Below are 12,046 nucleotides of genomic sequence, written 5' to 3' on the forward strand. Positions count from 1 at the left end.
CTGACCGCCGACCTGGCCGCGGCGTACGTCGCCGGCGTCCAGGAGCTCGGCGTCGGCGCCACCCCGAAGCACTACGTGGCGAACGACTTCGAGACCGACCGCTTCACCGCGAACGTCGAGGTCGACGAGCGGACGCTCCGCGAGGTCTACCTGCTCGCGTTCGAGAAGGCGGTCACCGAGTCGAAGGCGTGGCTGGTGATGAGCGCCTACAACTCGATCAACGGCGCCACCGCCTCGGAGAACGACCTGCTCGAGACGCCGCTGAACACCGACTGGGGTTTCGACGGCGTCGTGGTCAGCGACTGGACCGCGGTTCGCAGCGTGGAGAGCGCCAAGCATTCGCAGGACCTGGCCATGCCCGGTCCGGTCGGCGCCTGGGGTGACGCCCTGGTCGACGCCGTCCGGTCAGGCGAGGTCGAGGAGGCGGCGATCGACCGCAAGGTACGCCGGATCCTCGCCCTCGCCGCCCGCGTCGGCGCGCTGGAAGGTACTGCGAAGCCCTCCGACCCACCGCAGGTCGACGGCCCAGCCTTCGCACGAACGGCAGCAGCCGAAGGCACCGTCCTGTTAGCCAACCGAGACCCTGACGAGCGAGCGGGCGCCGTCCAGGGCGAGCAGCCCGGCCGGGCGGGCGGGCCCGCGGGCGCTGCCCGCGGCGAGTTGCCGTGGCGGGCGGATGGGCTGACGAAGGTTGCCGTAATCGGACACAACGCTCGTGATGCCCGGACGCAGGGTGGCGGCAGCGCGACTGTCATACCGGAGAAGGTCGTCTCGCCGCTCGACGGGCTCCGCGCAGCTCTCCCGGACGCCGAGATCACCTACTCGATCGGCGCCATCGTCCAGGAGGGCGTCGCCGAGTTGCCGGTGGCGACGATGACCAACCCGGAGTCCGGTGCGGCCGGCGCGCGGGTACGGTTCCTCGGGGCCGACGGCGCGGAGCTGTTCGCCGAGGACCGGTTCTCCAGCGCGCTCGTGTACCTGGGTGGCAACGCACCGATCGGTGAGTCCGCGGTCTTCGAGTTCCGCACCACCTGGACCCCCGGCGAGTCCGGCACTGTCCGGCTCGGCTTCGCCTCGGTCGGCCACGGGCGGATCTTTGCCGACGGCAAGCTTCTCCGCGAGGACACTGCCGTACCGGTGGGCAACGACCTGGGTGCCGCGCTGCTCTCGCCGCCGTCCATCTCGACTCCGCTGGACATCACCGCCGGTCAGCCGATCGACGTCCGCGTCGAGCTCGATCTGCCCAAGGTGGAAGGCGGTCTGAGCAACGCGCTGAGCATCACGGTCGGCGTCGAGCCGGGCAACGACGACCCGCAGGCGCTGATCGACGAGGCCGTCGCGGCGGCCCGGGACGCCGACGTGGCACTCGTTGTCGTCGGCACCAACTCGAAGGTCGAATCCGAAGGGTACGACCGTACGTCGCTCGCCCTCCCCGGACGTCAGGACGACCTGGTTCGCGCGGTCGCTGCCGCGAACCCGCACACGGTCGTGGTCGTGAACTCGGGCTCCCCCGTGCTGCTCCCCTGGCGGGACGAGGTCGCGGCAGTGCTGGCGACGTACTTCGGTGGTCAGGAGTACGGCGACGCGCTCGCGGACGTGCTGCTCGGCCGCACCGAGCCCGGCGGCCGTCTTCCCACCACGTGGCCGCGCGAGCAGGCCGACGTACCGGTCATCAACGTGACGCCGGACAACGGCGTCGTACGGTACGACGAGGGCATCCACATCGGGTACCGGGCGTGGCTCAAGGCGGGGACCGAGCCGGCGTACGAGTTCGGTCACGGGCTTGGGTACACCACCTGGGAGTTGTCGGACCTCCGCGCGAACGACCCGTCGTCGGTCGCACTGACCGTCCGCAACACCGGCGGGCGCGCGGGCAAGCACGTTGTCCAGGTGTACGTCGAACGCCCGGACAGCACGATCGACCGCCCGGTGCGCTGGCTAGCCGGATTCGCCGTCGTACGGCTCGACGCGGGTCAGGCCCGGGAGATCACGATCAACCTGCACGAACACACCTTCGAGCACTGGGACGGCGCCACATCAACGGGCTGGACCACCGAACCCGGTTCCTTCACCATCCGAGCCGGCTCGTCGGTCTCGGACCTACCGCTCCACACCCAACTCGACGTCCGTTAGCTGAACGCTGCGCGGTGTTCGGTGAGGAAGGTGTGCAGGCTGCGCGGCGCGGTGCCGGTGAGGGTCGCCACGTCGTCGGTCAGCCACGCCGCGTCGCCCTCGGCGATCAGCCTGAACGCCTGGGCGTTCGAGGTCGCGACGGCCTCGGGCACACCGGCGCGGATCATCGCGGCCCGATGCTCGTCGGCGCGAATCTGCCGGTACTCGATCTCGTGTCCCAGCACGGCGGACAACTCTCGGGCGACGTCGGTGTAAGTGATCAGGTCAGGGCCAGTGAGGCAGTAGGTCTGGCCCGCGTGCGCGGTCGGCGCGTTGGCGATCGCGCACGCCGCGGCGGCGACGTCCCGAGCGTCGATCATCCCGACCTGTCCCTCGCCGGCTGACATCAGGAAGCCCCGCGTCTGCTTGACCATCGGAGCCAACGCGAACAGGTTCTGCAGGTACGCGTTGGATCGGAGCAACGTATACGCGAGGCCGGTGGTCACCAGGTGCGCCTCGATGCGCGCCTGTCCTCGCCGTCGGTCGACCGGGGAATCCGCCGACGCCTTGCTGGTGACCTTGACGACGTGCGCAACTCCTTGCCGCGCGGCGCTGTCGATCACCGCGATCTCCTGGGCCGGCACAGCCGGGCTGACCAGGATGACGGTGTCGACACCGCGGAGGGCCGCGTCCAGCGTGTCCGGCCGATCGAAATCGCCGGTGACGATCTCGATCCCGTCGGCGAGATCGCCGCGCTGCGCGACGCGCACCGGGTCACGAACCAAAGCCCGGGCGGGCCGGCGCCCCGCGGACAACAGCCGCACAGCCTCGGACCCGACCGTGCCGGTCGCACCGGTAACCAGAATCATGTTGTCCTCTTTCGCTAGCGACTGTGGAGCGCTTTGTCTGCGTCTGCATTGGATCGACCTATCCAATCTAGGCGCGGTAGGATTGGATAGGCAAATCCAATATGAGAGGAGGTTCGATGTCGGTACGCGCAGCGCCGGAGGCACCCAGCACGCACAAGGGGCGGGCGACCCGGGACCGGATCGTCGCGGCCGCGGCGGAACTCATGTACCGCCACGGAGTAGCTGGCACGAGCACTCCCGCGGTGCGGAATGCCGCCGGGGTCAGCTCATCGCAGATCTACCACTACTTCACCGACAAGGATGACCTCACCCGCGCGGTCATCGCATTCCAGACCGAGACGATCCTGTCGAACCAGGCGCCACTACTGGCCACCCTCGACAGCGTCGAGGCGCTGCGGTCGTGGCGCGACGTGGTGGTCGACGCCGCTCGCCGGCAGAACGGGGCCGGGGGTTGCCCGCTGGGCAGCCTGTCCAGCGAGTTGTCCGACGATCACCGGTGGGCGCGCGACGCCTTGGCCGCCGGCTTCGCCGCGTGGTCCGAAGCGATTCGCGCCGGCCTGGATGCCATGGTCGACAACGGAATCCTCCGGCCGGAGACCGATGTGACCGCGCTGTCGTTTGCGCTGCTGGCGGCGGTGCAGGGTGGGCTCGTCCTCGCGCAGGCCCAGCACAACACCGAGGCCCTCGAAGCGGCCCTGGATGTCGCGATCGCGCACATCCTGAACCACGCCGCACCTGCCTGAGCCACGCGAATCTCGCCAACCATAAATTCTGGTCAATAAATCTGACTACCTCGCCGACCCTCGCGACGCAGGGCGGACAACTCGGCGCGGCCCGGTTCACCGGGCGTAGGGGTCGGTGATCTCGCGGAGTTGGCCCAGGATCTGCTGCAGCAGCGCGAAGTTGCGAGTACCGAGGTACGACTTCCACTCGGCGAGAATCTCCTCGGCCGCCGCCTTGGCCACCTTGACCACCCGCCGGCCACGCTTCTCGATCACGATCAACCGGGCGCGACCGTCCGTGGGGTCGGGAACCCTGCGAACGTAACCGAGGTTTTCCAGCTGGTCGACCAGCACACCGGTGCTCTGCTTGGTCAGCTGCGCCTGGTCGGCGAGGTCCGTCAGGCGGGACCCGTTCGGGGCCACGCGTTGGAACACCCTGCACTGAGTCAGGGTCCAGTCGTCGAATCCCGCGTCCTGAATGGCCCGGAAGATCCGATCCTCCATGTACCGGTACGGGATGAACAACAACACGCCCAGGTCAGCCAACTGCTCGTCGTCCATGCCGTCCTCAGCTCCGTCGCCGCCTGATTTCACGAGGCCCACACCTTACGTCATGACCGTCCGGCCGGATTGCCGTCCACGTCACATCCGTTGCGGTTGGCATCGGACCGAACCCATGCCTACAGTAGTAAAGAATTCTGACTAACTGGTCAACACATCTGACCGACTGGCATCGGCGGAGAGAGCACAGGTAACGCATGACATCGACATCAAGCCTGGCGGGCAAGCGGGCCCTGGTCACCGGAGGCAACAGCGGGATCGGCGCCGCGATCGTGCGACGGCTCGCTGCCCAGGGAGCCGCGGTCGCGGTCAACTACCGGTCCGACAAGGTCGCCGCCGACGCGCTGGTCGACGAACTCGACAAGAAAGGCGCTACGGCGGCGGCGTTCCAGGCCGACCTCACCGAGGCGGCGCGGGCCCACGAGCTGGTCGACGCGGTGGTGGCCGAGTTCGGCGGCCTGGACCTGTTGGTCAGCAACGCCGGGGTCGAGCACTTCGGCGCGCTGGAAACCATCACCGAGGCCGACTTCGACCGCATCTTCCGGACCAACGTTGCCGGACAGCTGTTCGTCACCCAGGCCGCGGCCGCCGCGATGACCGGCGGCGGCCGCATCGTGCTCAGCGCCTCGGTCAGTCTGCGGTTGTCGGTCTACCACCACACCCTGTACGCCGCGAGCAAGGCCGCCGTCCCGGCCATGGTGCGCAATCTGGCTCCTGAGCTGGCCGACCGGAACATCGCCATCAACGCGATCTCCCCCGGCGCCACCGCCACCCGCATGGGGATGAGCTACGGCGCCAACTACACCCACCCCGCGCTCGCGGACGTGCCGTTCGAAGCGCTGCTCCGCTCGATGAGCGCACTCGGCCGGTTCGCCGAACCGGACGACATCGCCGCCGTGGTCGCGTTCCTGCTCTCCCCGGAAGCGGCCCACATCACCGGCGCCACCATCGAGGCCGACGGCGGCTGGAACTGAGCCTGCCGTTCTGCCGAACAACTCATTCACAGTCCACATCGAAGGGAAACGTCATGTCCTTTGTCATCACCGGAGCATCGGGTCACCTCGGCCGGCTCGTCGTGGAGCAGCTCCTCGCCATCGGAACGCCACCCGAGCAGATCGTGGCCACCGGCCGCGACGTCGAAAAGCTCGCCGACCTCGGACAGCGCGGAGTCACGGTGCGCCGCGCCGACTTCGCTGATCCGGCCACGCTCGACGAGGCTTTCGCGAACGCCGACACGATGCTGCTGGTCTCGACGACAACGGTCGGACAGCGGTTCGAGAACGCCCGCAACGCCATCGACGCTGCCAGGCGCGCCGGCGTGTCCCGGATCGTCTACACCAGCCTCCTCAACGCGTCGACCGCCCAGATGACGCTCGCCGACGAACATCGCCGGACCGAGGACTATCTGCGGGACAGCGGTTCGGACTTCGTCATCTTGCGCAACGGGTGGTATCTGGAGAACTACACCGACCTGCTCCCGATGATCACCCAGTACCACGCATTGCTGGGCAGCGCCCGGGACGGCCACGTCAGCGGGGCCGCCCGGCGCGACTACGCGGCCGCCGCGGCCGCGGTGCTGACGCAGGACGGGCACCTCGGGGCGACGTACGAGCTGGGCGGAGCACCGTTCACGCTGACCGAACTTGCCGCCGTGTTCAGCGACGTCCTCGGGACCCCCATCGCTTACCAGGACATGTCGGTCGCCGACTACACCGGCATACTGGCCGGCGCCGGGCTGCCCCCGGAGATGGCCGCCGCGCTCGCCGACGCCGATGCCGGCCTGGCTCGTGGAGAGCTGTACACCGACAGCAACGACCTGGAGAAGCTGATCGGCCGGCCGACGATCACGGCCCACGAAGCCGTCCGCGACGCCGTGGCAGCCGGGGAGCCACGATGACCCCGTCCGGGACCTTCGTCGACACCCACGAGATGGTGCTGATCCACCGCGTCATCCGGCGCGAGTTCGGTCAGCTACCGCGACTGTTCCGCACCGCGGCCGGCAATCGTGCGCGATCCAAGGTCATCGGCGCGCACGCCCAGGAGATGCTGGAGTTCCTCCACACGCACCACACCGGCGAGGACGAACTCCTCTTTCCCTTGCTGCGCAAGCGAACCACGCTCGATCCGGAGCTGATGGACCGGATGGACGCGCAGCACGCGGCGGTCGACGCCGCCGTCAAGGCCGTCACCGCGGATCTGCCGAGGTGGACGACGAGCGCGAACGCCGCCGCAGGCGAGCGGATGGCGTCCGTCATCGACGCCACGATGCCGACCCTGATCGATCACCTGGCCGAGGAGGAGGACCAACTGCTCCCGATCATCGCGGTCACGCTGACCCAAAGCGAATGGGACGCGCTCGGCAAGCACGGCATGAGCGCGATTCCGCTCACGCGGCGGCTGGTCATGCTCGGCCACATCACCGAGGAAACCGACGACGCGGAACGGCAGCGGTTCCTGAAGGTCGTGCCGGCGCCGGCACGGTGGGCGTACAACCTGATCGGCCGCCGCCAGTTCACCCGTGAGACAACGGCGATCCGTGGCTGACCCAACTCGCGGGCGGTCACCCGTTGCGGCGGATAGGCTCGGCGCATGGAAGTGGTCCGGCTGCGGAAGGTGTCCAAACGGTACGGGCGGCGGGAGATCCTGGACGGCGTCGACCTGCACCTGAACGCGGGTGAGCTGGTCGCGCTGATCGGGGCGAACGGCTCCGGCAAGTCGACGGTACTGCGATTGATGGTCGGCCTGTCCCGCCCGTCCGCGGGCTCCGTTCAGCGCGACGCCCGCGTGGTCGGCTACGTGCCGGACGTGTTCGCGTCGCACGACAGGCTGTCCGCTTCGGCGTACCTGACGCACCTGGGGCGGATCCGCGGGCTCAGCACGAGTGCGGCGCGCGACCGCGGCCTCGAGTTGCTGGACCGGCTCGCCCTGGCCGGTGGTGCGGATACACCGATGCGCAAGCTGTCCAAAGGCAACGCGCAGAAGGTCGCGCTCGCACAGGCACTGCTCGATCCGCCCCAGCTGCTCGTCCTCGACGAGCCCTGGTCCGGCCTCGACGCCAACGCGCACAGCACGCTGCGAGAGCTCCTCACCGAAGCCGCCGGGCAAGGCGCGGCCGTCGCGTTCACCGAACACTCGGCCGAGACCGTCCGCACGACCGCGACCCGGGTCTGCGAGATCACCAACGGCCGGCTGACCACGACCGAGCAGCAACTCAGCCTCACGGAGGTCTCGCTCGTGCCAGGGAGCGACATCGACTGGACGCTGCAGCCCGACGTTCTCGACGTACGGCGGCAGGACGGGCACGTCACGCTGACGCTGCCGACAGGCCGTCACGACGCGGCGCTGCTGACCGCGCTCAACCACGGCTGGTCGGTCACGACGGTACGGCGGGTGCGATGAGCGCCCTGTACCGGTACCTGATGAAGAGCGTCCTGCTCTCCCAGCGCTACCTGCCGCCGATGCTGATCTTCTTCGGCGCGCTCGCGGTCGGTACGGCGTCCGACAACGGGCCGCTGCAGTCGTCGTATGCGTTCGGCGTACTGGTGATGGTCGTCTGCTCGACCTGGCTGACGGTCGCGATCGTGAACCACGAGGACCCGACCCAGCGGCAGATCACGCTGGTCACGGTCGGCAGCTCGCTGCGGGTCCTGGCGACGACGATCGGGGTCGTCGTCACGTGGTGCCTGCCGTTGCTCGCGTTCGGGCTGATCTGCCCGCTCGTCACCGGGGACCACCGGGCGACCGCCGGCGACCTGCTCGTCGGAGCGGTCGCGCACCTGGCGTCGGCGATGATCGGGATCGCGATCGGCGTACTGTGCTCGCGGCTGCTGATCCGGCGGATCGGGATCGCGATGCTGGCCGCGGCGACGCTGATCCTGCTGATGATGGTGCGCCGGATCTCGCCGGTGAGCGCGCTGATGAAGGTGCTGTCCGACGAGAAGTCCGCCGCCGCCAACGCCGTACCGACGACCTTGCTGGCGCTGGTGTGCCTCGCCGTCATGATCGCGGCCGTTCTGATCACCCGGACGGTCGCCGACCGGCGGGAGTGATCAGGAAGCCGCGACCGACGACAGCCCGTGCGGGGCTGCCGAACCGCGGACGATCAGCGTCGTCGCCAGCTCCACGTGGTGCGACGCGACCGGCTCGCCGGCTGCCAGCTGCAACGCCGTCCGGAGCGCGACCGCGCCCATCTCGCGCAGTGGCTGCCTGACCGTGGTGAGTGGCGGCGACGCGAGCCGGGCCACCTCGGTGTCGTCGAACCCGACCAGGCTCAGGTCCTCGGGCACCCGCAGACCGCGCGCCCGCGCCGCCTCCAGGACGCCGAGCGCCACCTCGTCGCTGCCGGCGAAGATCGCCGTCGGCCGGTCCGGCAGGTCGAGCAGCGCGGACCCGCCGGCCACACCGTCGTCGTACAGGAAGTCGCTCAGCCAGATGTACTTCGACGGCACCTCGGCGCCGACCGCCTCCATCGCACTGCGGAACGCGCTCATCCGGGCCTGGTTGCAGCCGGACGTCGGCTTGCCGCCGATGTACCCGATCCGGCGGTGCCCCAGCGACAGCAGATGCTGGGCGGCCGCCATGCCGCCGGCGAAGTTCGTCGAGCCGACACTCGTCACGTCGGGCTCCGGGGTGTTCGCCGGGTCGATGACGACCAGCGGCAACCGCGCCCGCGCCAGCGCGGCCAGGTCGGCGTCGGTCAGCTCGCTGGTGAGGCCGATCGCGGCCCGGCGGCCGTTGGCGATCACCTGCCGGATCCAGGGCGCCGCGCGTCCCGGCGTCGCGTTCGCCGCGGGCGGGTGCTTCGGCCGCGAGTTCAGCACGATGTCGACCCCGGCCGCCTGACCGGCCTCGACCACGCCCTGGATCACCTCGACCGAGTAGGCGTTCACGACGCCTTGGTAGAACAGCTCAACGGTCTCCCGCTGCACCGGCTCCGGGCGGCGTCCGACGTACCCGTGCTTCTCCAGGATGTCCTGGACGCGGGCGCGGGTGGACGGTGAGACGTCGCTGCGCCCGTTCAGCACCTTGGAGACCGTGGCGACCGAGACGCCGGCCGAGCCGGCCACGGTGGCCAGGGTGACGCGTCCCTTCAACCTCGACATCTCATCACCCTCCTCCAGGATCTGTGCTGATCGTCACCGGCGTCGTCAGGACGCGGTCGTGCCCCACCACCCTCACATCGCCGGCTACCCGCAGCATCGCACGACACGGCAGGTCCCGTGACGACGTGCCGATCATCACTTCGAACTCCCCCGGCTCGACGATCCGGCGCAGATCCGGATCGGTGTACGCCGTACGGTCGGCATGCACAACGAACGTGACCTCGGCCGCCTGGCCCGGCGCCAGCGAGACCCGCGCGAAGCCGGTCAGCAGCTTCAACGGCCGCGCTACCTGCGCGACGACATCGCGCAGGTACAACTGCACAACCTCGTCTCCGGCCCGGTCACCCGTGTTCGCCACCCGGACCGTGGCGGTGAACTCGCCATCGCTGCGGATCTCCGGTGCGCTCAATCGCAGGTCGGCGACTTCGAAGGTCGTGTACGACGAGCCGTACCCGAACGGGTACAACGGCCGAGTCTCGAGCCCACTGATGCCCGCGCTCTCGACGCTCCCGAGCGCCGGCTGCAGGTAAGTACCGGGCTGCCCGCCGACGTGCCGCGGGATCTGCACCGGCAACTTGCCGCTCGGCACGATCCGTCCGCTCAGCACCCCGGCGATCGCCGCCGCGCCCTCCTGGCCCGGCAGGAACGCCTGCACCATCCCGGCCGCGCGATCCGCATACTCGCCGAGCGCATACGGCCGACCCGACACCACCACCAGAACAATCGGCTTCCCGGTCTCGAGCAGGGCGTCGAGCAGCTCACCTTGCACCCCGGGCAACCGCAGGTCCTCGGCGTCGCACCCTTCCCCGGACGTCCCGTGCCCGAACAGACCCGACAGATCACCGACGAACGCAACCGTCAACTCACAGTCCTGAGCCAGCGCAACAGCTTCCCTGAACCCGGAGCGATCGTCGCCGGTCACCTCACAGCCCTTGGCGTACGACACATTCGGCAGCTCGTTGCGCAAGGCATCCAACGGAGTAGTGATCGTGATCCCCAGTCCGCGCTCGGGATAGCGCGGCAGCACGTGGTTCGGGAACGCATAGCAGCCCATCAGCGTGCGGGCGTCGTCGGCGCACGGCCCGACGACCGCAACCTTGGTGGAGCTGCTGATCGGGAGCACCGAGCCCGCTTCGAGGAGGACGACCGATTTCTCGGCCAACTCGGCCGCGATGGCCCGGTTCTGTTCCGAATCCAGATCGATCGCGCCTGGCTGGATCGAGCCCGCGGGCGTCCAGTCCTCGTCGAGCAGCCCGAGCTGCACCTTCTGCAACAGCACCCGGAGCGCAGCCCGATCGACCAGCTCCTCGGAGACCTCCCCGGCCTTCACTTTGTCCAGCAGAGCGGCGTACCCGATGGTGTCCGGCAGCTCGACATCGGTGCCGGCCGTCAGCGCGAGCACGCCCGCGTCCGCATCGTCAGCCGCGACCCGGTGCATCGACGCCAGGAACGGCACCGCCCAGTAGTCCGAGACGACCGTGCCCTCGAAGCCCCAGTCCTCCCGCAGTACGTCGGTGAACAGCCACGGGTCCGCGCTCGCGGGCAGGCCGTCGAGGTCGGCGTACGAACTCATCACCGATCCGGCGCCGGCCGTCGCGATCGCGGTCTCGAACGTCGGCAGGATGATGTCCAGCAGTTCGCGGCGGCCCATCGAGACCGGACCGTGGTTGCGGCCGGCGCGTGAGGCGGAGTACCCGGCGAAGTGTTTCAGGGTCGCGACCACGCCCGCACTCTGCAGGCCCCGAACGTACGCCGAGCCCAGCATCGCCACCAGGTAAGGGTCTTCGCCGATCGTCTCCTCGACGCGGCCCCACCGGTAGTCGCGAACCACGTCGAGCACCGGCGAGAGCCCCTGGTGCACACCGACCGCGGCCATGTCCCGCCCGATCGCGGCCGCCATCCGCTCCAGCAGCTCCGGGTCGAACGTCGCGCCCCAGGCGATCGACGCCGGGTAGACCGTCGCGCCGTACGTCGTGAAGCCGGTGAGGCACTCCTCGTGGACCAGCGCCGGCACGCCGAGGCGCGATTCCTTCAGCACCACCTCGTGCTGGCGGATCACCTCCGCGACGCCCTGCTCGACCGTTTGCGGGTAGCTGCCCCAGACCCGCGTGAGATGACCGAGCCCGTCGCGGCTCGCGTCCTCCAGCGACAGCGACCCGGCGGTGGAGAACACGTCCTCCATCGGGGCGACGTTGATCGTCTCGTCCTCGGGCAGCTCCTGGTCGGACATGTCGTTGCCGGTCCAGCGACTGCCCAGCTGCGCGATCTTCTCCTCCAGCGTCATCGCGGCCAGCAGCAGGCGGGCCCGCTCGGGGGCGGGTAGCCGCGGGTCGCGCCAGGGCCGGTCGGTCGAGATGGACAAGAAAATCTCCCTTGATCAACATTCGTTTCGGTGAGCAATTATCGAAAACTTTTCGAAACTCTACCGGTTGCTCCGGCGAGCCCGCCACCGAGCACGAATCCCCTGCATGACCAGGCGATTACGTGACCTCACTGTGACCCCGAAAAGTCTTCAGTTCAAGTCTTGACAGCCTTATCTCCGAAATCTATGTTTCGAAAACAAGTCATATCGGCAGGTGCTTCCGCAACCTGTGGGGGCAGCACGGAGTACGGAGATCACTGTGGATCCCAACACGACATCCCGGCGTACTTTCCTCGGCCTGGTCGGCGGTGGCGCGCT

11 protein-coding genes are annotated in these 12,046 nt (G+C 69.0%); 7 read left to right on the forward strand and 4 right to left on the reverse strand.

From position 1 onward, the window contains the following. On the forward strand, positions 1–2,133 hold a 2,133-nt coding region (locus tag VG502_RS14950), incomplete at its 5' end, for a glycoside hydrolase family 3 C-terminal domain-containing protein (protein ID WP_325550870.1). Here VG502_RS14950 and VG502_RS14955 read toward each other — a convergent pair. Continuing rightward, a complete protein-coding gene (locus VG502_RS14955) occupies positions 2,130–2,981 on the reverse strand; it encodes an NmrA family NAD(P)-binding protein (protein ID WP_325550871.1) in 852 nt (283 codons plus the stop codon). The two genes, VG502_RS14950 and VG502_RS14955, sit on opposite strands and share 4 nt — an antisense overlap. A gap of 116 nt (positions 2,982–3,097) precedes the next feature. Between VG502_RS14955 and VG502_RS14960 the strand changes: the two genes are divergently transcribed. Further along, positions 3,098–3,724, forward strand: a complete 627-nt coding sequence (locus VG502_RS14960; RefSeq protein WP_325550872.1) for a TetR/AcrR family transcriptional regulator — start codon at positions 3,098–3,100, stop codon at positions 3,722–3,724. Between the two features lie 96 nt (positions 3,725–3,820). On the opposite strand, the gene VG502_RS14965 is transcribed toward VG502_RS14960, so the two are convergent. After that, positions 3,821–4,297 carry a MarR family winged helix-turn-helix transcriptional regulator gene (locus VG502_RS14965; protein WP_325550873.1) on the reverse strand — a complete coding sequence of 159 codons (477 nt, stop codon included), beginning with the start codon at positions 4,295–4,297 and terminating at the stop codon, positions 3,821–3,823. 164 nt (positions 4,298–4,461) lie between these two features. Between VG502_RS14965 and VG502_RS14970 the strand changes: the two genes are divergently transcribed. Genes VG502_RS14970 through VG502_RS14990 form a run of 5 tightly spaced genes read left to right on the forward strand, consistent with a single transcriptional unit; the run spans position 4,462 to position 8,313 of the window. Continuing rightward, positions 4,462–5,238, forward strand: coding sequence for an SDR family NAD(P)-dependent oxidoreductase (locus VG502_RS14970; RefSeq protein WP_325550874.1), 777 nt, complete (start codon positions 4,462–4,464; stop codon positions 5,236–5,238). 53 nt (positions 5,239–5,291) lie between these two features. Further along, a complete protein-coding gene (locus VG502_RS14975) occupies positions 5,292–6,161 on the forward strand; it encodes an SDR family oxidoreductase (protein WP_325550875.1) in 870 nt (289 codons plus the stop codon). After that, complete coding sequence (locus VG502_RS14980) at positions 6,158–6,808, forward strand: hemerythrin domain-containing protein (protein WP_325550876.1); 651 nt, start codon at positions 6,158–6,160, stop codon at positions 6,806–6,808. The genes VG502_RS14975 and VG502_RS14980 overlap by 4 nt, the downstream gene beginning before the upstream one ends. A 45-nt stretch (positions 6,809–6,853) precedes the next feature. Further along, the gene (locus VG502_RS14985; protein ID WP_325550877.1) at positions 6,854–7,663 is read left to right on the forward strand and encodes an ABC transporter ATP-binding protein; all 810 of its coding nucleotides are present in this window, start codon (positions 6,854–6,856) and stop codon (positions 7,661–7,663) included. Then, positions 7,660–8,313 carry a hypothetical protein gene (locus VG502_RS14990; RefSeq protein ID WP_325550878.1) on the forward strand — a complete coding sequence of 218 codons (654 nt, stop codon included), beginning with the start codon at positions 7,660–7,662 and terminating at the stop codon, positions 8,311–8,313. The genes VG502_RS14985 and VG502_RS14990 overlap by 4 nt, the downstream gene beginning before the upstream one ends. Here the strand turns inward: VG502_RS14990 and VG502_RS14995 are convergent, their stop codons facing one another. Then, entirely contained in the window at positions 8,314–9,366 is a 1,053-nt protein-coding gene (locus VG502_RS14995) for a LacI family DNA-binding transcriptional regulator (RefSeq protein ID WP_325550879.1), read from the reverse strand. Positions 9,367–9,370: 4 nt separating this feature from the next. After that, entirely contained in the window at positions 9,371–11,728 is a 2,358-nt protein-coding gene (locus VG502_RS15000) for a glycoside hydrolase family 3 N-terminal domain-containing protein (protein WP_325550880.1), read from the reverse strand. Positions 11,729–12,046: the final 318 nt, after the last annotated feature.

Source organism: Flexivirga sp. (assembly GCF_035551235.1).
In the GTDB taxonomy this organism is placed as follows: Bacteria; Actinomycetota; Actinomycetes; order Actinomycetales; family Dermatophilaceae; genus Flexivirga.